20 protein-coding genes, 1 tRNA gene and 1 other annotated feature are annotated in these 21,791 nt (G+C 45.6%); of the genes, 12 read left to right on the forward strand and 9 right to left on the reverse strand.

Features of this window, described 5'->3' with window-relative positions:
• Positions 1 to 43: 43 nt before the first annotated feature.
• Complete coding sequence (locus QH73_RS08085; protein WP_039716825.1) at positions 44 to 871, reverse strand: pantothenate kinase; 828 nt, start codon at positions 869 to 871, stop codon at positions 44 to 46.
• A gap of 140 nt (positions 872 to 1,011) precedes the next feature.
• Here QH73_RS08085 and QH73_RS08090 point away from each other — a divergent pair, with 140 nt between their 5' ends.
• The 3 genes from QH73_RS08090 to QH73_RS08100 all read left to right on the forward strand — a co-directional run bounded on the left by QH73_RS08090 (position 1,012) and on the right by QH73_RS08100 (position 5,744).
• Entirely contained in the window at positions 1,012 to 2,733 is a 1,722-nt protein-coding gene (locus tag QH73_RS08090) for a diflavin flavoprotein (RefSeq protein WP_039716824.1), read from the forward strand.
• Positions 2,734 to 2,848: 115 nt separating this feature from the next.
• A complete protein-coding gene (locus QH73_RS08095) occupies positions 2,849 to 3,931 on the forward strand; it encodes an acyltransferase family protein (RefSeq protein ID WP_165587641.1) in 1,083 nt (360 codons plus the stop codon).
• A gap of 106 nt (positions 3,932 to 4,037) precedes the next feature.
• Positions 4,038 to 5,744 carry a diflavin flavoprotein gene (locus QH73_RS08100; protein WP_039716822.1) on the forward strand — a complete coding sequence of 569 codons (1,707 nt, stop codon included), beginning with the start codon at positions 4,038 to 4,040 and terminating at the stop codon, positions 5,742 to 5,744.
• A gap of 43 nt (positions 5,745 to 5,787) precedes the next feature.
• Here QH73_RS08100 and QH73_RS08105 read toward each other — a convergent pair whose 3' ends face one another.
• Both QH73_RS08105 and QH73_RS08110 read right to left on the reverse strand, forming a co-directional pair.
• The gene (locus QH73_RS08105) at positions 5,788 to 6,870 is read right to left on the reverse strand and encodes a fatty acid desaturase (RefSeq protein WP_309476462.1); all 1,083 of its coding nucleotides are present in this window, start codon (positions 6,868 to 6,870) and stop codon (positions 5,788 to 5,790) included.
• Positions 6,871 to 7,079: 209 nt separating this feature from the next.
• On the reverse strand, positions 7,080 to 7,628 hold the full coding sequence (locus QH73_RS08110; protein ID WP_039716821.1) for a phycobiliprotein lyase: 549 nt from the start codon (positions 7,626 to 7,628) through the stop codon (positions 7,080 to 7,082).
• Positions 7,629 to 8,002: 374 nt separating this feature from the next.
• Between QH73_RS08110 and rplS the strand changes: the two genes are divergently transcribed.
• From rplS to rplL, 8 genes are all read left to right on the forward strand, one after another.
• On the forward strand, positions 8,003 to 8,365 hold the full coding sequence (rplS, locus tag QH73_RS08115) for a 50S ribosomal protein L19 (RefSeq protein WP_039716820.1): 363 nt from the start codon (positions 8,003 to 8,005) through the stop codon (positions 8,363 to 8,365).
• A 112-nt stretch (positions 8,366 to 8,477) separates the two neighbouring features.
• Positions 8,478 to 8,550, forward strand: a tRNA-Trp gene (locus tag QH73_RS08120).
• A gap of 224 nt (positions 8,551 to 8,774) precedes the next feature.
• Complete coding sequence (gene secE, locus QH73_RS08125; protein ID WP_015154772.1) at positions 8,775 to 8,993, forward strand: preprotein translocase subunit SecE; 219 nt, start codon at positions 8,775 to 8,777, stop codon at positions 8,991 to 8,993.
• A complete protein-coding gene (nusG, locus tag QH73_RS08130) occupies positions 8,993 to 9,634 on the forward strand; it encodes a transcription termination/antitermination protein NusG (protein ID WP_039716819.1) in 642 nt (213 codons plus the stop codon). Before secE ends, nusG begins: the two co-directional genes overlap by 1 nt.
• A gap of 9 nt (positions 9,635 to 9,643) precedes the next feature.
• Complete coding sequence (gene rplK / locus QH73_RS08135; RefSeq protein ID WP_015154770.1) at positions 9,644 to 10,069, forward strand: 50S ribosomal protein L11; 426 nt, start codon at positions 9,644 to 9,646, stop codon at positions 10,067 to 10,069.
• A gap of 127 nt (positions 10,070 to 10,196) precedes the next feature.
• Positions 10,197 to 10,913, forward strand: coding sequence for a 50S ribosomal protein L1 (rplA, locus tag QH73_RS08140; RefSeq protein WP_039716818.1), 717 nt, complete (start codon positions 10,197 to 10,199; stop codon positions 10,911 to 10,913).
• A 34-nt stretch (positions 10,914 to 10,947) separates the two neighbouring features.
• Positions 10,948 to 11,111: a sequence feature (ribosomal protein L10 leader region), on the forward strand.
• Positions 11,112 to 11,275: 164 nt separating this feature from the next.
• On the forward strand, positions 11,276 to 11,830 hold the full coding sequence (rplJ, locus tag QH73_RS08145; protein ID WP_039716817.1) for a 50S ribosomal protein L10: 555 nt from the start codon (positions 11,276 to 11,278) through the stop codon (positions 11,828 to 11,830).
• Between the two features lie 51 nt (positions 11,831 to 11,881).
• Positions 11,882 to 12,277, forward strand: a complete 396-nt coding sequence (rplL, locus tag QH73_RS08150) for a 50S ribosomal protein L7/L12 (protein WP_039716816.1) — start codon at positions 11,882 to 11,884, stop codon at positions 12,275 to 12,277.
• A gap of 157 nt (positions 12,278 to 12,434) precedes the next feature.
• Here rplL and QH73_RS08155 read toward each other — a convergent pair whose 3' ends face one another.
• The 4 genes from QH73_RS08155 to QH73_RS08170 all read right to left on the reverse strand — a co-directional run bounded on the left by QH73_RS08155 (position 12,435) and on the right by QH73_RS08170 (position 17,500).
• Positions 12,435 to 14,120, reverse strand: coding sequence for a serine/threonine-protein kinase (locus QH73_RS08155; protein ID WP_039716815.1), 1,686 nt, complete (start codon positions 14,118 to 14,120; stop codon positions 12,435 to 12,437).
• Positions 14,121 to 14,220: 100 nt separating this feature from the next.
• Positions 14,221 to 14,409: a DUF4089 domain-containing protein gene (locus QH73_RS08160; RefSeq protein ID WP_039716814.1), complete on the reverse strand. Its 189-nt coding sequence runs from the start codon at positions 14,407 to 14,409 to the stop codon at positions 14,221 to 14,223.
• 2 nt (positions 14,410 to 14,411) lie between these two features.
• The gene (locus QH73_RS08165) at positions 14,412 to 15,899 is read right to left on the reverse strand and encodes a carotenoid oxygenase family protein (protein WP_039716813.1); all 1,488 of its coding nucleotides are present in this window, start codon (positions 15,897 to 15,899) and stop codon (positions 14,412 to 14,414) included.
• Positions 15,900 to 16,039: 140 nt separating this feature from the next.
• Positions 16,040 to 17,500 (reverse strand): folate/biopterin family MFS transporter, encoded by a 1,461-nt coding sequence (locus tag QH73_RS08170; protein WP_039716812.1) that lies wholly within the window; start codon positions 17,498 to 17,500, stop codon positions 16,040 to 16,042.
• Positions 17,501 to 18,283: 783 nt separating this feature from the next.
• Between QH73_RS08170 and QH73_RS08175 the strand changes: the two genes are divergently transcribed.
• On the forward strand, positions 18,284 to 19,090 hold the full coding sequence (locus tag QH73_RS08175) for a mechanosensitive ion channel family protein (protein ID WP_039716811.1): 807 nt from the start codon (positions 18,284 to 18,286) through the stop codon (positions 19,088 to 19,090).
• Positions 19,091 to 19,129: 39 nt separating this feature from the next.
• Here the strand turns inward: QH73_RS08175 and hisB are convergent, their stop codons facing one another.
• On the reverse strand, positions 19,130 to 19,762 hold the full coding sequence (hisB, locus tag QH73_RS08180; protein ID WP_039716810.1) for an imidazoleglycerol-phosphate dehydratase HisB: 633 nt from the start codon (positions 19,760 to 19,762) through the stop codon (positions 19,130 to 19,132).
• 201 nt (positions 19,763 to 19,963) lie between these two features.
• On the reverse strand, positions 19,964 to 21,703 hold the full coding sequence (locus tag QH73_RS08185; protein ID WP_039716809.1) for an SLBB domain-containing protein: 1,740 nt from the start codon (positions 21,701 to 21,703) through the stop codon (positions 19,964 to 19,966).
• Positions 21,704 to 21,791: the final 88 nt, after the last annotated feature.

Raw genomic sequence — 21,791 nt, forward strand, 5'->3', positions numbered from 1 at the left:
TTTTGATGGCTAAATTGATGTCAATAGTGGCATCAACTTAAGCTTAGCTCAAACATGACGACTGAGAATTTTGCAAAGACGATCGCATTCCCCAGAAAGTTAAATTAGGTTCGTAAACGATCTTGGTAGTGAGTTCGGGATAGAGCGATCGCAGATATTCCAAGAGCAATTTACCATCGCCTCCTTTAAAACAAATCTGACTATCGGGAAATTTTTCCCACCAAGCCGTGATAAAGTCGCGAATGCTAGCAATTAGCGTGTAGATAACTCCACTTTGGATTGCTTCTGGGGTATTCGTCGCCCAGCGTTCGGGTAAAGAAAGAATTTCTGGAGCTGCGATTGAAGGTAGATTAGCTGTTTTTTGTCCTAAAGACTGCAATTGTAAGCTTAATCCTGGTAATATCGCCCCACCAACCAAACAGCGATCGCCATCTGCACCTGTAAAAGTTAATGCTGTCCCTGCATCAATAACTAAAATGGGAAAACCGCAAGTTTCTCCAGCTCCCAACACAGCTAAAGCGCGATCGATCCCCAGAGTAGGGTAAATTCCCAAAAGGGGGATTTTATCTAGCGAAATTACGTGTGCTTCTGGGTATGCTTGCCACAGCACTGTCTGACTAGGAACAACAGAAGCAATATATATAGGTAAGAGATAGGAGCGCACAGCCCCCCCAGAGATAAATGAGTCAATAGGAGACAGAATTTCTTGAGGGAGATCGGCAAAAGTCTTACACTGAGCTAGCTGTTGCTCAATCGATCTAGAGAGATGGGGAGTATCCCAAGTTATTTGCAGATTTTCACCTGCAAACCATCCCCAATGCAACCGAGAATTGCCAATTTCCAAACCCAACCAAGTTTTCATCTCGGTCATCAGTTAATTCCGACTTACGACTTACGACTTACTTTTAGCTTATTTAACTCACTGATAATTTATTTAATAAAGCTTTACAAGAAAGACGTGAGAGAATGAAGATAAGGAAATAATACTTAAAAATTTAGGGGAGAGGACTAATGGTAGTACTCGCCGATAGAAAGCAAAATCGCCTGACCATCCAGACAAGTGAAATTGCTGCCAATACTACAGCGATTCGATCGCTCGACTGGGATCGCGATCGCTTTGACATTGAATACGGTTTACAAAACGGTACAACGTACAACTCATTCATCATTCGGGGCGAACGGACTGCCTTAGTTGATGCTTCCCACGAAAAATTTCGCCAGCTGTATTTAGATACCCTCAAAGGTCTAATTGACCTTTCACAGCTAGATTACATCATTATCAGCCACACCGAGCCAGACCATAGCGGCTTAGTCAAAGACGTGCTGCAACTCGCACCTAACGCCACGGTTGTCGGTTCTAAGGTTGCCTTGCAGTTTCTTGAGGACATGGTACACCAACCATTCCAACGTCAAATTGTTAAAAATGGCGATCGCCTCGATTTAGGCAACGGACACGAACTGGAATTTGTCAGCGCGCCTAATTTGCATTGGCCCGATACTATGTTCACCTACGATCGCGCTACTCAAATTCTCTACACCTGCGATGCTTTTGGCTTACATTACTGCGACGAGCGCCTATTTGATGAAGATTTAAGCGCGATCGAAGCCGATTTTCAATACTACTACGAGTGCTTGATGGCTCCCAATGCTCGTTCCGTGATCTCTGCGATGAAGCGGATGGGTGAATTAGGAAAGATCGCGGTCGTTGGTACTGGTCACGGTCCCTTACTCTCTCACAATGTCGCCGAACTCACCGGACGTTACCGCAAGTGGAGTCAAAATCAAGCTAAGACAGAAACTACCGTCGCCCTGTTTTATACTCCAGACTACGGCTACAGCGATCGCCTAGCTGCTTTTATCTCCCACGGGATAGATAAAACGGGTGTTGCTGTTGAAATGGTGGATATGCGGACTACCGACCAGCAAGAAGTGCAAGAAATTGTCGGTCGCAGCGCCGGAGTTATCATTGGGATGCCCCCCAGCAGCCTCAGCGATCCCGCCCACGATACTCTCAGTTCGATTTTGGCAGCTGTCAAAGCCAAGCAAGTCTTCGGTCTATTTGAATCTGGGGGTGGCGATGACGAACCGATTTATCCACTGCAAAATAAGTTTCGTAACTTGGGCTTGACTCCGGCTTTTGGTATCATTCGGATTCAAGATACCCCGACAGAGAATACGTACCAGCAGTGCGAAGAATCGGGAACGGACTTGGGGCAGTTACTAACTCGCGATCGCAGTATTAAACAGTTAAAAGCCTTCGCCGCCGACTTAGAAAAAGCCCTGGGAAGAATCAGCAGCGGACTTTACATCATCACTACCCAAAAAGGCGAACTATCTGGGGCGATGTTAGCTTCTTGGGTTGCCCAGGCTAGCTTCCAACCTTTAGGAGTTACAATTGCTGTTGCTAAAGACCGCGCGATTGAGTCTTTAATGCAAGTTGGCGATCGCTTCGTGTTAAATGTCCTCGAAGAAGGCAACTACCAAGTCTTGATGAAGCACTTCCTCAAGCGCTTCCCACCTGGTGCTGACCGCTTTGCCGGAGTCAAAACCCAAATGGCAACGAATGGTTCTCCCATCCTGACCGATGCCCTTGCTTATATGGAATGCGAAGTTGCTAGTCGTATGGAGTGCAACGACCACTGGATCGTCTACTGCACCGTCTATGCAGGTCGCGTCTCCAAACCCGAATCTATCACCGCCGTCCACCACCGAAAATTAGGAAATTCTTATTAGGGAGTGGCTAGTGGCTAGACTTTTTTCTAGTCACTAGCCACCAGCCACTAATAACTGGTAATTCATAACTAACTGTCCTAATATACTTCGGAGCAGTTAGCGAGAGATAGAGAAATTGCAAACTTATACTCAATCGACAGCAACCAGAGTATTTCCACTTGATGTACTCAAAGCATTAAGTATTTTAGCAGTCGTTTCTTTTCATGCTATTTTCGTTCATCCATCGGCATACGCATCAGTAGGATCGGCTTTAGATATTCTGTTTGCACCCTTGAAATTCTGCGTGCCTGTTTTCCTGACTATCTCTTTCTTTTTGTTACAACGAGGCATAGACAAAAATTTCGGTCAGTCTAACTACTTTCTCTTGAAAAAACGTTTGTTGCGTCTACTTATTCCTACTATCTTTTGGTTTGGTGTAGCGCTACTTATCAGGAAATTTATTTGGTATAGAACCAAAGAGGAGCTTTTATTATCTCTGTTCCAAGGCACAATTTACCCAGGGTCTTATTATCTACTCATTCTGCTACAACTCATACCTTGCTTTGTTTGGCTTTACCCCTGGTTGAATCGTCACCGTTTTATTGCTGCAACATTAATCTTACAATGTCTAGTTTTTTTAGGAGTATATCTAACCTTATCGGGAGCATTTGCTAATTGGCTACCGCAAATCTTGGAAAATCTCCATCGTCCTTTCTTTATTTATTGGTTTGGCTATATGGCATTAGGCAGTTTATTGTCCAAACATTGGTATAAAGTTATTAAAATATCGCAGCGCCTTCCTACAATTGTCAAAGTCATTTTGTTACTACTAGCAAGTACGCTTTTAATTATAGAATCTATATTTTTGAGCTCTTTAACTGAGCCAGCGATCGCGCCATATGACTACATGATGCTGTCTTGTATATTCAGCGTATTTGTTTGCTTTTTGTGTTTTGCCTCCGTCACAGAAGATAGTCTATCTATAACAGGCAGAAAAATCGTTAAGCTACTGTCAACATATAGCTTGGGGATTTATTGTATTAACGGAGTGACACAAACAATCTTCCATGCTTTTTTTGTCACAATGTTTCCTGACGCGACTTTTAATTTACTGGAAATTCTCGTCATGAAAACTTTGGGATTTATTCTTCTTCTGTCAGTTTCCATAGGTGTTTCATTGCTAATTGATAAGCTTGGTGGTAGTGCGTTAGTCCGGTAGAATACCTCAAAAAAATCAAATTTAAAAATCAGCTCGTATACATTTATCGAATCACGATCTGCAATTTTATTTCCTCACTATTCAACTTCAAATTAACCAACTAACTATGCTAGAAACCAAACCCCGCGACGTTCAAGTTCTACCCATTGGGATCGATACAACTATAGTGCGATCGCGCAGTTGGGCGCGGCTGCGCTTTGAAATTGAATACGCCCTTGCCAAGGGTACAACGGCAAATTCCTATTTCATTCAAGCCGATAGAACTGCCTTAATCGACCCTCCAGGCGAAACTTTTAGCCAAATCTATCTCGAAGCTTTACAACAACGCTTCGACCTCAAAAGCTTAGATTACGTCATTCTAGGACACGTCAATCCCAACCGTGCCGCTACTCTCAAAGCCTTACTAGAACTTGCCCCCCAAGTTACTTTTATCTGTTCTAATCCTGGGGCGAAAAATTTACGCACCATCTTAGAAGATCGAGAATTATCAATTTTAGTCATGCGGGGTGAGGAAACCTTAGATCTAGGTGGAGGGCATCTTTTACAATTTATCCCCACTCCCAATCCTCGCTACCCCGACCACCTTTGTACCTACGATCCGCAAACCGAAATTCTCTACACCGACAAACTTTTTGGGGCGCATCTATGCGGCGAACAAGTATTTGATGAAGGCTGGGAAATTTTCAACGAAGACCGTCGCTATTATTTCGATTGTGTCATGGCTCCCCATGCACGACAAGTAGAAACAGCGCTGGAAAAACTTTCAGAATTACCCGTGAGAATGTATGGTGTGGGTCACGGTCCCATCGTTCGCTATGGGCTGATCGAACTAACCCAAGCATATCGTCAGTGGAGCAAACAGCAAACCTCTCAGGATCTAACCGTAGCCTTGCTCTATGCCTCGGCTTATGGTAGTACTGCAACCTTAGCACAGGCGATCGCCCGTGGGATTACCAAAGCTGGAGTCGCCGTAGAATCGATCAACTGCGAATTTGCCGAACCTGACGAGATCCGCACATCTGTAGAAAAAGCTGCTGGGATTGTCATCGGTTCCCCCACCCTGGGCGGACACGCACCGACTCCAATTCAAACTGCTTTGGGTATCATTCTCTCTACCGCTAGCAGTAACAGAATGGCTGGAGTTTTTGGTTCCTTTGGTTGGAGTGGAGAGGCAATAGATTTAATCGAAGGCAAACTCAAAGATGCTGGCTACCGATTTGGATTTGAACCAATCCGCGTCAAATTCAAACCTACTGATGTCACTTTGCAACTATGTGAAGAAACAGGCACGGATTTTGCCCATAGTATCAAACGGGCGAAAAAAGTCAGAATCGCACGTCAACCAGCTAGTAATGTGGAACAAGCTGTAGGACGAATTGTCGGTTCTCTCTGCGTCGTTACCACCAAACACGGAGATATTTCCAGTGCCATGCTAGCTTCTTGGGTATCTCAAGCTACATTCAATCCACCTGGACTCACCGTAGCCGTTGCGAAAGACCGCGCCATAGAGTCAATGATGCATAGCGGCGATAAGTTGGTTTTAAATGTTTTGACAGAAGGAAGACAACTACGCAAGCACTTTATGAAATCCTTTGCCCCAGGCGAGGATAGATTTGCCAATGTTGCTACGGAAACATCTGAAAACGGCTGTCCCATTCTCACTGATGCTTTAGCATATCTCGAATGTACGGTTAATAATCGGATGGAGGCTGGCGATCACTGGATTGTCTACGCGATCGCCGATAACGGAAAAGTCCTCAACCCCGATGGTGTCACCGCCGTCCATCATCGTAAATCAGGGAATCATTACTAGAGTGTTAACGGTTGACGGTTAACTGTTAACCGTCAACCGTTAACTAATCGCGCTGCAATTCCTTCGGAGACTGATAATAAACAACTCCGCCTGTATCTGACACGAAATAGCAGGATTTATAGGATTGCCACAAAGCCTGCAATATAGAAACCTGAGACTTGCGATAGTAGTCTCCCAAGATTGGTTTAATTGCTTCCGTAGCGGTACGCAGGTGGTAGTGTGGCATATTCAGAAAGATGTGATGTGCCACATGAGTTCCAATATCGTGATGAATGGGGTTAATCCAGCCGTAATCGCGATCGATTGTTGATAAAGCCCCTCTTAAGAAATACCATTCCTCACCCCGATACCAGGGAATATCTGGTTCTGTGTGATGTAAGAATGTTACCAAGTCCAACCACATCACAAAAATGACGTATGGTACTAGGTAATATTTCAGCAAAAATATCCAGCCATAAAGGTAAGTCAGCCCTCCCAAGAAAGCTATCATCAATCCGCAGCAGATCGTACTCGTAATCACATCCCACTTTTCGGAAGGACGAAAAAGATTGCTGCTAGGTAAGAAATGCGAACCCTGTTTTCCAGGCGATCGCTTAAATAAATAGAGTGGATACAAGAACAAGATTAGTTGAAAGCGTAGTAGCTTTTCATACCAAGCCATCTGTCGATATGTGGTTTCCGTCACTGGATACCAGCTTTCATCTGTATCGATATTGCCAGTGTTATTGTGATGGGTTCTGTGACTGATCCGCCAACCGTGGAAAGGGACGAGAATTGGCGTGTGTGCCAAATGCCCGACGAAGTTATTCAACCACTTATACTTAGAAAACGAACGATGTCCGCAATCATGTCCAACCACAAATAAAGCCCAAAACATGGTTCCTTGCATCACCCAAAAAATGGGAAAGAACCACCAGGAGTCAATCGCACCAGCCACTACGTAGAGAAGACTGATAATACCGATATCTAAAAAGAAGTAAGCAAGCGATCGCCAAGTAGATGGTTGAAAGCACTCAACGGGGATTGCAGCTTTCAGTTCTGCCAGCGTGAAGGGAAGGCTTGCCCGATCTTGGCTAGTTTCCTTGCTTCCCAGATTTTCTACACTACTAACAAGCTCAAATGGCACAGAGTTTTTTAGTTTTAAACAGCGAACATCATTGTAATGCCAAAATGTAACGAAATTTGAATAAATCTCTGATAATAACGAATTTTTATCGCGAATATCAATTTGATTTGTTGTCAATGCGATCGCAGCAGCGCATTAACGTCTAGGGGCGCATTAACATGTAGGGGCGCACAGCTGTGCGCCCCTACAACAATCCTATGGTAGAAACGCTATTCTACCCGTTTTTCCAAATATTGACCGATCATCTGTTGCTCCCCGGCGCGGGAAATAATTGTCTGGCGCGTGCGATACTTATCGCCAATCAGTTTTAACTGTTCCTCAAAGACTGAGCCATTATACTCAGTTCGCAGACACATAGTTTCCGGTTCTAGAAAATAATATTCAGCTGTTACAGGCTTAGTCGTGGCAAAACCGCGATCGCGATATAAAGTAGAACCTGCAACCCCAAACATTGTTGCGCCTTTTGACTGCTTCTTCTGTGACACCGAATCCCGACTTTCCCAACTGACTTCCGCACCACAAGTTAAGATATCTGGATCGCTCAATTGATGTAACTGCGCTAATTTTCTTAACTCATCGCATCCCGGCTCTAAAAACCTGATGGTAATGTAGCTGACCATTTCCTTAGTTTCGCCATCAGGTAACGTATAGTAGCGTCGTTGCGATCGCCATTCACCTGCCGACTTGCGAAAGAACTCAGCAACTTTCTGGGATGCCGATGCTTCATCAACTTGAGCCAATCTTAATTGTGATGTCACGGTTAGCAAGTCCTCACATACTATGTATTCATCTTGCGCATCATACCCCTTTACTTGGGGATGTTCCAGAAAGCAAGAGCTTGTTAATATTTTTAACGATTGACTATATATTAAGTCAAGATTCTCAAGTTTGACATCTAGTAGATGAATTAACTCTCCAGAGTGACTTTGCACCCGAGCTTAACAAGAAGGCGGTTGAGTGGTTGTAATTGTTGACACAGTTAGAGGACAAGCCGCTCTTTCGCAGTCACAATTAATTCCGAATTCTCTCCACACCCTTTCCTCACTGATAACTGATAACTGATAACTGACACCCCCTAGACCGATCGATAAACATTGAGCTATGATTAACGATTGTGAGTTTTTTAATAAAGATGAACGCGCAAGAAATTATCCGCTCGATTGAAGCGGAGCAGTTGAAGTCGAATTTACCTGAGATATATATCGGTGACACGGTAAAAGTCGGGGTAATTATTCAAGAAGGTGGCAAAGAACGTACTCAGCCTTATGAAGGCGTAGTTATTGCCATGCGTAACAGCGGCATTAACAAAACGATCACCGTGCGCCGCGTATTTCAGGGTGTAGGTGTAGAGCGAGTCTTTCTACTGCATTCGCCTCGAATTGATAGCGTTAAAGTGATGCGACGCGGTAAGGTACGACGTGCTAAGCTGTACTACCTACGCGATCGCGTAGGGAAGGCAACTCGGATCAAGCAACGGTTCGATCGCGCCCTGTAATTGCAATTGGGTGACTGTTGCAAGTCACACAAGAAAAATTACCCAATGGCAATCGCGAAGATCGCGCTTCAGGTCGCCAAATTGCGTTAGACTAGAATCCAGCCAAATTTGTGCGCTCTTAGTTCAGTTGGTAGAACGTCGGTCTCCAAAACCGGATGTCGGGGGTTCAAGTCCTCCAGGGCGCGCTCTCAATCAGGCAAATCCCTTACCCAAAAGCGCGATCGAATGCTAGCTATCGGCAGCAAAAGTAGAAGCTTTTGGGTAAAATTAGTTGGTGACGACCCAGAGCTTAAATATTTATAAGTTAGATCGGCTGGACTCGAACGAACTGCTCAGTCTGAACAAAACAGTCAAGCAGTGAGGGTTAAACCGCGATCGCTTCTATTATCAATTGAGGTGTAAAGCAACCGTGAGCAAGAAAAACGAAGCCGAGATCCAACAAAGCAGTGGATTTAGCGTCACCGACTTTTTAAAGGGAACTAAAGAGGAACTTGATAAAGTAGTTTGGCCCAGTCGCCAACAGCTAATCAGCGAATCTTTAGCCGTACTATCAATGGTGGCACTCTCTGCCACAATGATTTACCTCATTGATGCGTTGTTTGCTTGGGCAGCAAGAAAGGTATTCTGATGACTTTTGCAACAGACGAGCCAGGTGACTCTCGCCGCGAAGAAGAGGCAACACCAGCGATCTCTGACACAGCAGATCGCAAGCCGCGTTGGTATGCCGTACAAGTCGCCTCTGGCTGTGAAAAGCGCGTGAAAGCAGACTTAGAGCGACGGGCGCAGACATTCGACGTATCCGAGCGCATTTTTCAAGTAGAAATTCCGCAAAGTAAAGCCTTCAAAATCCGTAAAGATGGCAGTAGGCAAGAAACAGATGAAAAAGTGTTTCCTGGTTACGTGCTAGTCAAAATGGCGATGGATGATGAAACGTGGCAGGTGGTGAAAAATACCTCTCACGTCATTAACTTTGTGGGAGCCGAACAAAAGCGTGGTAGCGGTCGCGGTCGCGGTCACGTTAAACCCCTACCCCTCAGTCCCCCAGAAGTAGAAAGAATCTTTAAGCAAGCTCAGGAACAGGAGCCAGTGGTCAAAATCAATTTGGCAGCTGGAGATCGAATTATCGTGTTAACTGGTCCGTTTAAAGACTTTGAAGGCGAAGTGGTGGAAGTCAGTCCAGAACGGAGTAAGCTAAAAGCTTTGCTCTCAATTTTCGGACGGGACACGCCCGTAGAATTGGAGTTCAATCAGGTTCAGAAACAAGGCTAGAACAGAGAAATGGCAAAGAAAGTAGTTGCGGTCATTAAGCTGGCGTTGAATGCTGGTAAAGCTAACCCAGCACCGCCAGTCGGACCAGCGCTAGGTCAGCATGGCGTGAATATTATGATGTTCTGCAAAGAATACAACGCCAGAACCGCCGACCAAGCAGGAATGGTCATTCCCGTAGAAATTTCGGTGTTTGAAGACAGAAGCTTTACCTTTGTCCTCAAAACTCCCCCTGCTTCCGTATTGATTCGTAAAGCCGCAGGGATCGAGCGCGGGTCTAACGAGCCAAATAAAAAGCGAGTTGGTTCGATTTCAACAGCTCAATTGCGAGAAATCGCCCAAACGAAGCTACCAGACCTTAACGCTAACGATATCGATGCCGCGATGAAAATTGTGGCAGGAACGGCGAAAAACATGGGCGTAAACGTCACCGAGTAGGGGCGAGGAGCGAGGAATGAGGGGTGAGAGGCTTTGGAAGCATCCTCAATCCAAAATCTAAAATCTAAAATCCAAAATTATATCGGGGGAGAGGCAGGAAGCTTCGCAACGACCCCAGGAGAGCAAAATGGCAAAGAAAGTATCGAGAAGATTGCGATCGCTGCAAGAGAAAGTAGAAGATCGGGCTTATGCGCCGATTGAAGCGTTGCAATTATTAAAAGAAACCGCTACAGCTAAGTTTCCCGAAGCTGCAGAAGCACATATACGGTTGGGAATCGATCCGAAATATACAGACCAACAGCTCAGAACGACAGTCGTACTACCCAAAGGTACGGGTCAAGAAGTTCGCGTTGCCGTGATTGCTAGAGGTGAAAAGGTCACGGAAGCGAGCAATGCAGGAGCAGATATCGTTGGCTCTGAGGAATTAATTACCGAAATTCAAAACGGTAGAATGGACTTTGACAAACTCATCGCTACACCTGATGTTATGCCCCAAGTGGCAAGATTGGGTAAGTTGTTGGGTCCACGCGGTTTGATGCCATCGCCGAAAGGGGGAACAGTAACATTTGACATCGCCAGCGCGATCTCGGAGTTCAAAGCTGGTAAACTAGAATTTCGTGCCGATCGTACGGGAATCGTTCACGTCATGTTTGGGAAAGCAGCTTTCCCCGCCGAAGATTTGCTAGTCAATTTGAAGGCGCTACAAGAAACTATCGATCGTAACCGTCCCTCTGGTGCAAAAGGTCGTTACTGGCGAACCATCTTTGTGTCTGCTACGATGGGACCCGCAATTGAAGTTGAAATCAGCGGCTTGCGAGATCTCAAGATGGCAGAAGCAGCGTAGAGAATTCGGAATTCGGAATTCGGAATTCGGAATTAAATGAGAATAAAAAAAGCCGAAGATAGCAGGTGCTAATTAGCTTAATATCCTGCCGAGGTTTGTACAAAAATGTTTTTGATGACACTAGTTATAGTGAAGTCGAAATAACATGACGTACACCGTGTCACCTCGGCTCTTGAGTCGAGGTTTTGTTTTGGGTGGGGTAGAGACAGTAACCAGTTATCAGTGACCAGTGACCAAGAGTCGTTTAATCTCCTCTGCTTCCTCAGCTCCTCAGCTTCCTCTGCTCTCTTCCCCCGATTCCCGACTTCCTGATAACTGACAACTGTTAACTGATAACTGAAATTAGCTAGGAGGTGAAATGAATGGGTAGAACCATAGAAAACAAAAAAGAGATTGTAGAGGATCTCAAAGCTACTTTGAGTGAGTCCCAACTCGCTCTTGTGATTAACTATCAAGGGTTATCGGTGGCTGAAATTACAGATTTACGGCGGCGATTGCGCCCAACCGGAACAGTCTGTAAAGTCACCAAAAACACGCTGATGGGCATCGCGATTAGCGGTCAGGATAACTGGCTAGCTATGGAAGAATTGCTCCAAGGTTCTTCAGCATTTTTGCTGGTAAAAGAAGATATCAGCGGTGCAATCAAGGCTTACCAGGACTTCCAAAAAGCCAGCAAGAAAACTGAATTGCGCGGTGGCGTAATGGAAGGTCGTCTGCTGAAAGAAGCAGATGTTAAGGCACTGGGAGACTTGCCATCTAAAGAGCAGCTTATGGCTCAAATTGCTGGAGCTATCAATGCATTGGCAACCAAAGTTGCTGTGGGGATCAACGAAGTTCCATCTTCGCTGGCGCGTGGTATTCAGGCGTATGCCGATAAAGATGGCTCGGCTGCGACCGAAACAGATGCTGCTGCTTAATCAGTAGCGAGAAAGACAAGCACAAATTTAGATTACATAGGAGTTAATTGCATGTCTGCTGCAACCGATCAAATTTTGGAACAACTCAAATCTTTAACTTTGCTAGAAGCATCTGAGTTAGTCAAGCAAATCGAAGAAGCTTTTGGCGTAAGTGCTGCTGCTCCTGCTGGAGGCATGATGATGATGGCTCCTGGTGCTGGCGCTGCTGCTCCTGCTGAGGAAGTCGAAGAGAAGACTGAATTCGACGTAATTCTAGAAGAAGTCCCCGCTGATAAGAAGATTGCCATCCTGAAGCAAGTGCGCGAACTAACAGGTCTAGGCTTGAAAGAAGCTAAAGACTTAGTAGAATCTGCACCCAAGCCAGTGAAGGAAGGCATTGCTAAAGAAGCGGCAGAAGATGCGAAGAAGACTCTAGAAGCTGCTGGCGCTAAGGTGACTGTTAAGTAATCAGTTATCAGTTATCAGTTATCAGTTATCAGGCTGAAACTGATAAAAGGAAATGTCGCCTTGTGTAGGGGTGGGTTCACCAACAATCTCTGTTTTAGACAAAGATCTAGGTGAACCTGCCCCTATCGGTATATTTCGGTATATTTGGGTAATGAATTTAATCATGTAAATTTGCATCCCAGATGCCGATGTAAATGCGATCGCGGCTATTACGTTCGATCGCTCCTTTTAGTTGACCTTGACGAAAAGAATATCTGTTAGTCCGGCGCTGATAAACTTGTTGCAATCCTTTGGTAATTTCAGGTGCGATTCGATCGCGTAACATTCGCTGTAGTGTTGTTTGCATAGTTTCCGGCGCGACTGATTGAGCAAAAGAGACTTCAGTTTGACGCAACCGTCCAGAAGTGCGATCGAATAAATAACCGAGCGTAATGCGTTCTGGCTCGATATCGTAAATTGCCGCACGGGTGTTAACCCAAAGACCTCTACTCGTTTTTGTAGGATTGCCTAATGCTGCTTTGACTACATTTTCAGTAGTACCAATCGGAAATCCAGGTATATCTCGATCTCGATCCCCTCTAGCCCCCCTTAATAAGGGGGGTTGTATAGAGTTTCGGTCTGTCGCCCCCCCCCTTTGTAAGGAGGATTGTGGAGAGTTTTGGTCTGTCGCCCTCCTTTGTAAGGGGGGTTGGGGGGATCGAGCAGCTACGGGACTAGCGGGAGAGTTTTGGTCTGTCGCCCTCCTTTGTAAGGGGGGTTGGGGGGATCTATCCGTTGTTACGGGTGTAGGCGGCGATGCTGGCAGCACAGACGATCGCGGTGCTGGCTGGGGAACGAAACTAAAAACTGTAGCAGTACTGAGCAATCCACCAATAAGCAGCCCACCGAAAATCAGATATTTCTGCTTTTTGCCCGAACTCTGTCGAATTGTAGGAGGGGGTATAGTTTGAGTTTCTAAAGTCTGCTGGTGAGTGGGAGCGATCGCATCTCGATCGACTTCCTGGCAGGAGGATATAGTATCTACAGATTGCAAATCGTTAAGCATTTTAATCGCAGTTGAGTAGCGATCGCGTGGCTGATACTCAACTGCTTTATTCAGCACGGCGGCTAAACTAGGACTCACGTTTGCCGCGTATTGCTGCCAGATCGCTCTTTCGGTATGCGGGTCAACCTCTAACTCTTGCGGTAACTTACCAGTCAAAAGATAAATAGCTGTCATGCCCAAACTGTAAATATCGCTGGCGTAGATCGGTCGCCCTACGGCTTGTTCTGGAGCCATGAAGCCAGGAGTGCCCAGCACCATTGTATAAATCGATCTACCTTGAGCCGCGATCGCCGTTGCCATTGTTTCCTTAACCGCGCCAAAATCAATCATGACTGGCTGGCAATCTGGCTGACGCAAAATAATATTGTCTGGCTTAATATCGCGATAAATAATTCCCTTACTATGGACGTAATGTAGAACTTTAAGTAGACTCACTAAGATTTTCCAGACAGTTGCTTCGCTCAGCACCCCTTCAGATGTAACTTTTCTCGTGAGAGTTTCACCCTCAATCCACTCCTGAATCAGGTAAAACTGTCCGTTTTCGCTAAAGTAGGCGTACAACTTAGGAATTTGATCGCTACCTGCACTCAAAGCTTCCAAGGTTGCAGCCTCACGCTGGAACCTCTCTTGAATGATTTGATACAGTTGCAAATCGTTTGCTACGGGTTTGAGTTGCTTAACTACGCAAGGACGGCGAGACGGCAAATATGTATCTGCTGCCAGAAAAGTTTCGCCAAAGCCGCCTGCTCCCAGTAATTTAATTGTTTGATAGCGATTATTGAGTAACGCAGTTGTCATGGAAAGTTTACTAGCAGTTTTTATACTGCTCGAATGCCATAACTCTACAGTAGCTATTTATTCAAATATCATCTGCTACCAAAAGAAACACCTCATTCGATTAGGGTTCAAACACTGTAGCTGCCTCAATATCTTCTGGTATAGCAAAATCATGGACGATCTGGGCGATCGCTTTTATCTTGGCAAAATTATCTACCACGCCCGACCGATAAGCAGCTGGGATTGGTAAATCCAACACCAGCGCCATGAGATCGACATATTCAGCTAAATCTAACTGCTGCTCGTCCATGATTAACTAGCGGTCGTGCAATCTGGGGCAAAGTTACCATGCAGTCCGTAGGGAATATGATGCTTGAGATGTAAAGTCGCGATCGCGCCTTTATTTAAATCCCGACCATCCAAAATTACCACATCAGAACGGTGGTGGGTAGAATCATAAACCACACTCAGTACCCAACCATCATCTTCTAACGTCGAGTCAGGACGGGGGACAAAAATCGGTTCGCTGATAAAGCCACGCGGCGCAGCACTCCAAAGTTGCCGTTCTCCAGTTTCTAAGTCGATTTTGAGAATTGCTTGCAAAGGTGCATTTCCGGTCGATTCATGCGCCGCACCCATAAACAGATAGCGATAAGGTCTACCTACTTTATCCTTGTGGATGCTAGGAAATTCGCAACATCTCTCCTCTATCAGTTCTCGCGATACTGTTTTATCTTGTAAGTTGAGATGAAAGCGCCACAATTGCCCAGGCTTGAGCGCATCAAAATCTACTTGCTTGAAATCGCTGGCTGGTTCTACTTCGGGGAAAGACTCGTAGCAAATTGAATCAACCACAATTTCCCCATCTTGTTCAAAAGCGTTGGCGTGGTGAAACACAAACCCAGCATGAGTTTCCAAAATCTGAACCGCTTCTTTAGGATGGCGCGGAATCAGGACAATGCGCGTTTTTTGGTGAGGTTGGAACTTGATACACTCTGCTGCCCCTCTTAACCCTAATGTAAATGGTATTGGGTTAAAAGCAACGGGGTTTTGGAAAAGAATGCAGTAGTTAGGAGTAATAGCGAAATCGTGAATGAAGGCAAACCCAGGAATACTATGGGCGTGCTGGCGAATAACTTTCCCTGCGGGGTTCAGTTCAAAAATAGTAACTGTAGTTGATAAACCAACCTTGAGGGAGAAATTGACCAAGCAAGGTTCGCCGCCGTCCATATCGCAACTAGGATCGAGGCGAGGATGTGCTGCAAAAGGATCGCCTTCTGCGATCGCGCCGTCCAGAAAATCTTTTCCCAAGGTTTCCAGATTGTGAGGATCGAGGCGATGGGGTTCGGCTGCTTCCCACAGTGCCAATAGTTTGCCACCCCAGTAGATAACATTAGTATTGGCAATATTCTTTAGCTTGAAATCAAAGGCATTTGCCAACCAACCGCCAGCTTTTTGCGTACCAAAGACACCGCGATACAGAATTTTTCCAGCTTTTTGTTCTTCTACATACGCTTCTGTACGAATATAGCGATTGCGGAAGTGGGCGCGACCGTCACGAAATGCGATCGCGCTAATCATACCATCGCCATCAAAGGGGTGGTGAACTGGTTGTCCGTTGATATCCAATAAGCCAGGACCATTGCGGAATAGTGTCCCGCACAGTTCAGGAGGGATTTCCCCTTCGACCTCATCAATTGAATAGTCGTATTCTTGTTTGAGCGATTCATATCCTCGCTGCCAATCGTGGCGTTGGTATGACTTGGGGGGAACTGTGGTGGCGCGTTCGTGAAGTTGCATAGTTAGGGAGTAGGGAGTCGGGAGTCGTAGGGGCGGGTTTACCTAAAATCTCTGTTCGGAGCGAAGCTAAAGAGTCAAGATAAATTACGAATTATGACTATAATTTCATAATTCACCATGCAGTATTCATTCTTCATCCGTCACTCGGCAGGTTCTTCGACTGGTTCTTGTCGCAAAGAAGATGGTACTAACTCTGACAAGTTAGGTAGCAAAGTTTGCCCGATCTCCTTATTGTCAGTTGCATCTGGAGCGATCGCAGGTTGTCCGCTAGCAGCAGTAATTTCTTCTTTAGCAGGTAGCCAGCTTAAAAATGGCAGGGGTAAAAGTGTTGATAAGTTAGTAATGACTACCAGAAGCCAGAGCAAATCGAAGTTATTCTGAGAAATGCCAAACCACCGCATCAAAATTGCTCCCATTTGATAGGAAGCCAAGGAAGCAAGGTTTGATACAGACATTAACAAGGCAAACAGGGTTGCTTCTACTCCTGGAGGGCAAAGTCTTGCTGCCAACACCAAAACAGGCATGTAGGCAATTTGTCCCATCACCGTGAGGACAAGACTATCGCCCAAACTAAACCAGCGATCGTCAATTCCTAAACTGCGATTGGTATGGGTAACTAAGAGCAGCATACTCATACCCAAAACTGCTGAAAATAAAGTACTCCAACCAAAAATGACGCGGAAGGAGACACCTTTGAGGAAGCGCTGAAAGATCCACACGCCAACGAGGGAAGCGATACTCGTCACCAAGCGCACCCTACCTAGAAATTCTGGTTCAAACCCTAATTCATTGGTGGTGAAGAAAAAGAAGGCTGCATCAGCCGTGGGAGTGGCTTGCCAGAGGAAAATAAAGGCAGTAGGAAGCCAAATTGTTCTTTGGGCGATCGCTTGTCGTAGTTGTTTAATTTGAGTATTGACACTAGACCAGTTGGCAAACGCTTGCGAGTTCTCTGTTTTGCTGACTGGGACTTCGGTAATAAACCAAGCAATGAAAGAAACTATGAGGGGAAAAGTTGCCGTAATCAAAAATACCGTGCGGGTGCTGAAATGTTCTAGCAGCCAGCCGCTGAAATAAGCTGTAATTAAACCACCAAAGGCTGAAGTTCCCCAACATAGAGACTGCAGCGAACCCGCATCAGCTTGAGATTCGACTCTTGCTCGTTCTACCACCAAAGAGTCTACAATCACGTCGCTGACGGCAACTGATAAAGAGCCTAGCGCGATCGCCCCTACAGCTGCCATTGGCGTATGTACGACTGTCGCCATACTCACCCAGGAAATAGCCCCTAAAATGCCTGATAAGATCAGGTAAGGACGGCGGCGATAGCCAAAAATGGGTAAACCATCAGAGACAAAGCCAAATACTGGTTTGATAATCCAGGGAAGTGCCACAATGCCTAATAAGGACGAGACTTCGGCTGGACTCAATCCCAGTTCATCCTTGAAGAAAAAGCTGACGGCAAGGCGGGCTAAGCCTAGAATTCCCTGAACGAAGTAGACAGTCAGGATTGCGATTAACTCCGTACTGGGTTCTTGACCGAAGAAAATCTTTTCTTTTAACGAGTCTTTTACCTTGGACAAGCCAGACGCGGAAATCAGCATTGATTAAAATAAATAAACTTTAAGATTTATCGACTTTTATATCATATCTACTTTGAAAGGGAGTAGGGAGTAGGGAGTCGGGGAAAGAGAGCTGCTCTTGAGCTGGGGAGCAACTATAAATTAAATTCAAAATTTCAGAGGGTACAAACCTGACCCAGAAATGAAGAGTTGCCGAGCGACAAGTTAATGGTAAGTTCAGGTTGTCACCAATTGCAATGTGACAATTGATCGTGAGCGAGTTTTGCATGTCCCGAATGGGTTGACGATGCTGCAAAAATTTGACTTCACCTGAAATTTTATTCAAACACGAACATCAGTTGAATTAGGAAACAAATCCGAACATATTGGCAGAATGGAAAAATTTCTGATTGCAGTATCCTTCATTAGATGCGCGATCGGGGACTACACAAAAAAGCCTTTCTAGTAAGGTAGGTAGTACTTGCCCTACACTTATCTTTTAATAAGTAAAAAGTAGCTATTTTTACACGTAAAATATCGGTATTTGAAAAACTACGTAAAAGTCGCCTCTTGTATCGCAAATATAGACACAAATCGGACATAAGCATTGCTGTATAACCAATATTTTATTTTTTTGAAATAAGAATTATAAAATTGTTGCCATCTATGAATTTATTTTTAGACAAAAATTTAATGCATAATTTGCTATTCCTTAAAATAATCTGAATAAGTATAACCGCAGAGAGATGACATGGGAATATCTAGCCAAGACGCAAACTTCAGTCTGTTTGGATAGTCATCAAAAAACTTTTTCTTAAAAAAATTATGGACATAACGCAGATTGTGCAGACAGCTTCGCAAACACTAACTCAAGTAGGGTTGAAGCTCATTGGTGCAATTGTTTTCTGGATTGTTGGTCGATGGTTGATTAACGTTGCGGCTAGCCTTTTATCCCGCAGCCTCAAGCACCAAAAAGTTGATAAAACAATTTTGAGCTATCTAGTAGCTACGGTTAAAGTCACGCTAAATATTATTTTAGTCGTGGCAATTCTGGGCTTTTTTGGCATTGAAACCACCTCTTTTGCGGCTTTACTAGCGGCGGCTGGTGTGGCGATTGGTGCAGCTTGGAGCGGACTGTTAGCGAATTTTGCCGCAGGCGCGTTTCTCATGATTCTGCGACCCTTCAAGGTAGGTGACTTTATTGCTGCTGGCGGCGTGACGGGAACCGTGCAGGAAATTGGCTTGTTTGCCACTACAATCAACACTCTAGACAACGTACACACGGTTGTAGGCAACAACAAAATCTTTTCCGACAATATTCAAAACTTTTCGGCAAATACTTATCGTCGCGTCGATCTAGTGGCTCAACTCAACCACAACACAGATCATAATGCCGCGATCGCCATGTTAAAAGAACGGCTGAGTCGAATTCCCAACGTCCTCTCTAATCCTGCCCCAGATGTAGAAATCTTAGAATTTAATTTAGCGGGTCCCGTGTTAGCGGTACGTCCTTACTGCAACAATGCCGACTACTGGCAGGTTTATTTTGATACCAACCGCCTGATCCGCGACAGCTTTGGCGAAGCTGGATTTTCTGCCCCAGAACAACTTTACGCGATTCGGAATAATTAGAAATTTGTAGAGACGTTACACGTAACGTCTCTACAATAATTACAACACGCCCTTGGAACTAGGGATATTACCAGCTCGACGCGGATCGATTTCTACAGCCATGCGGAGCGATCGCGCCAAAGCTTTAAAAGTTGCTTCAATAATATGGTGAGAGTTAATCCCATCGAGTTGACGAATATGCAGCGTCATTTGACTGTGGTTAACCAGCGCTACAAAGAATTCCCGCACCAGTTGAGTATCGTAGGTTCCGACTCGTTGGGTGGGAATTTGCAGTCCATAACTGAGATGGGGACGACCGGAAAAATCTAAAGCAACCTGAATTAATGCCTCATCCAGGGGGGCGAGAAAATGCCCAAAGCGGATGATACCCTTGCGATCGCCTAAAGCTTGGTGAAAAGCTTGTCCCAGGGTAATTCCTACATCTTCATTCGTGTGGTGGTCGTCAATTTCAATATCGCCTGTCGCCTTGACTTCCAAATCGAATAGTCCGTGGGAAGCTATTTGATGCAGCATGTGGTCTAAAAATGGGATTCCCGTCGCCGCAGTGCATTTACCCGTTCCATCTAAATTCAGCGTGACTTGGACATCGGTTTCGCCTGTAGTCCGGCGGACAGAAGCAGTCCGTGCGGCAAATGTGAGTTCGTTAATTGAGGGGCGATCGCTAATCTGCATGACTGAAATTTAGGGAGTAGGGAGCGGGAAGTCAATGAAATTCAAATTAGATTCAATTTTTACTTATTTCATCTTACTGTTAATAGCTCTAGCCATTCATTATGTTTAGCGTTGTTGGGTAAATATTGCTACTACCAAAACAAATAGGGTGCGATGTCAGCGCACCCTACCCGCGATCGAACTAAACGTTATCTCAAAACGTTATCTCAATATATTCACGATTCCTAGCACCGGACTTAAGACGGGACCAAATACAGCGCCAATTGCGTCACCAACCCCCGCCGCACTATTACGTCTGACGACGATAATATCGTTGTCACGCATAGTTGGGTTATTTTCGTCGTTGATTCCTTTAGAAAAATCAAGCTTGACTCGGCGACTCGTGACCGTACCGTCAGGATTGAGACGAATTAAATCTGCCGAACCCCTTCTAGCACGGGCGTTATCAAATCCTCCTGCTGTTAACAGCGCTTGGTTAAGCGGTGTATTAGGCTGCAAGTTGACGAGTCCTGGTGTTTTGACTTCTCCCACAACGCTAACTTGAATTGTCGCTGGAGAAAAACTGGCATCTGCTAAGGCAGTAGCATCTGCTGGGCTGATATTTGTTGCCGTTGAAACGACAACAGTGTCACCTTCTTGAACGATCGTGTCTTGGTTGGGATCTCCTTGTAGCAATTTCCAGAAACTCACGGTCATCTTTTGTTCGCCGCCATTTCTGGTCGGACGACGGATTTGAATGTTTCGCACGTCAGCCGCACTTGTAATTCCGCCAGCCAGCTGAATCGCCCGCGATACTGTGGGCAAACCGCCACCAGCACCGCCGCCACCGTCAATCGCTCCGCCTCCACCTCCTTGGGTGTTACCTGGGGTAGTTGCAGCCGCAGCCGCAGTTCCACCCCCAATAATTACGTAAGAACCAGGACGGTTAACTTCACCTACAACTGTGACGGTACGGGGACGGTTGGAAGCCATAGCAAAGCTAGCATTAGAAAAGGCACGAATATCTGCCATATTCACTTCAGTCGCCGTAGGTACGAAGACGGTATCGCCATCCCGTAAAGTGATGTCTTGTGGCAAAGTACCTTTTCTCACCAGTTCCATCAGATCCAGATTAATAATTCGCTCTGGTCCGAGTCCCTGCTTGCGCTTGAGCTGCACTTGCCTCAAATCGGCTGCGAGGGTGACTCCTTCTGCTAAAGTCAACGCGCCAACAATCGTAGGATACTGTACCCCTGGATTATCGCCTGCACCACCTTGCAAACCCACGGTGTACGAGCCAGGACGGACAACTTCACCCGCAATCACAACGTTAATTGGGCGTGGGGAAATTAGACTTACTGTGACTAGAGGACGTTTTAAGTAGCGAGAGTATTTTGCCGCGATCGCATCTGCTGCTTCTGCCTGGGTTAGCCCCAAAATGTCTACAGGTCCAACTAGAGGCAAGAACAACTGACCACCAGGGGGAATCTGATAATCTCCGGTATATTCCGGCACTTCAAACACGTTAATGCGGATGCGATCGCCACCCCCAAGAGCATAATCTACTGGTGTTTGGACGGGTTGGTTGGCTGCTGGAGCTGTCGCCGGAGCGTTTGCTGGAGCCACGTTGGGGAGTGGAGCTGCGTTATTTCCTGGCGCTACCGGGCTAGTGGTTGGAGCCGTATTGTTGCTTGGCGCTACTGGAGTAGTGGTTGGAGCCGTATTATTACTAGGTGCTACATTTGGTTGAGGTACGGGCTTGGTTGTCGGTAAAGACGGACGAGCAGGTGCTGGGCGAGTGGGACTGGTTGTTTCTTGCGCTTTTATTGGCGCTGGGCAAGCCATCGCCACTAGAGCAAAAAGCGTTAAACCTGCAACTGGCTTGGTAATTGCTTTAGACATACGTGTAGATTTCTGTGTGGAAATATAGGCAATTTCTTGCTGTTTTCTAGACTTCACCATTTTATGTTTTGTTGCCAGATATGGAATTTACTAGATATTCAGTATAAGTATGCAAGATCGACATGAGCGAACTTGAGAGTGGATTATG

The sequence above is a fragment of the Scytonema millei VB511283 genome (genome assembly GCF_000817735.3).
GTDB lineage: Bacteria > Cyanobacteriota > Cyanobacteriia > Cyanobacteriales > Chroococcidiopsidaceae > Chroococcidiopsis > Chroococcidiopsis millei_B.

What these genes read in the sequence shown, in the direction of transcription:
- QH73_RS08085 (WP_039716825.1), bottom strand. Translation starts at nt 871, where the DNA reads ATGACCGAGATGAAAACTTGGTTGGGTTTGGAAATTGGCAATTCTCGG.
- QH73_RS08090 (WP_039716824.1), top strand. Translation starts at nt 1,012, where the DNA reads ATGGTAGTACTCGCCGATAGAAAGCAAAATCGCCTGACCATCCAGACA.
- QH73_RS08100 (WP_039716822.1), top strand. Translation starts at nt 4,038, where the DNA reads ATGCTAGAAACCAAACCCCGCGACGTTCAAGTTCTACCCATTGGGATC.
- rplS (WP_039716820.1), top strand. Translation starts at nt 8,003, where the DNA reads ATGAACGCGCAAGAAATTATCCGCTCGATTGAAGCGGAGCAGTTGAAG.
- nusG (WP_039716819.1), top strand. Translation starts at nt 8,993, where the DNA reads ATGACTTTTGCAACAGACGAGCCAGGTGACTCTCGCCGCGAAGAAGAG.
- rplK (WP_015154770.1), top strand. Translation starts at nt 9,644, where the DNA reads ATGGCAAAGAAAGTAGTTGCGGTCATTAAGCTGGCGTTGAATGCTGGT.
- rplA (WP_039716818.1), top strand. Translation starts at nt 10,197, where the DNA reads ATGGCAAAGAAAGTATCGAGAAGATTGCGATCGCTGCAAGAGAAAGTA.
- rplJ (WP_039716817.1), top strand. Translation starts at nt 11,276, where the DNA reads ATGGGTAGAACCATAGAAAACAAAAAAGAGATTGTAGAGGATCTCAAA.
- rplL (WP_039716816.1), top strand. Translation starts at nt 11,882, where the DNA reads ATGTCTGCTGCAACCGATCAAATTTTGGAACAACTCAAATCTTTAACT.
- QH73_RS08155 (WP_039716815.1), bottom strand. Translation starts at nt 14,120, where the DNA reads ATGACAACTGCGTTACTCAATAATCGCTATCAAACAATTAAATTACTG.
- QH73_RS08160 (WP_039716814.1), bottom strand. Translation starts at nt 14,409, where the DNA reads ATGGACGAGCAGCAGTTAGATTTAGCTGAATATGTCGATCTCATGGCG.
- QH73_RS08165 (WP_039716813.1), bottom strand. Translation starts at nt 15,899, where the DNA reads ATGCAACTTCACGAACGCGCCACCACAGTTCCCCCCAAGTCATACCAA.
- QH73_RS08170 (WP_039716812.1), bottom strand. Translation starts at nt 17,500, where the DNA reads ATGCTGATTTCCGCGTCTGGCTTGTCCAAGGTAAAAGACTCGTTAAAA.
- QH73_RS08175 (WP_039716811.1), top strand. Translation starts at nt 18,284, where the DNA reads ATGGACATAACGCAGATTGTGCAGACAGCTTCGCAAACACTAACTCAA.
- hisB (WP_039716810.1), bottom strand. Translation starts at nt 19,762, where the DNA reads ATGCAGATTAGCGATCGCCCCTCAATTAACGAACTCACATTTGCCGCA.
- QH73_RS08185 (WP_039716809.1), bottom strand. Translation starts at nt 21,703, where the DNA reads ATGGTGAAGTCTAGAAAACAGCAAGAAATTGCCTATATTTCCACACAG.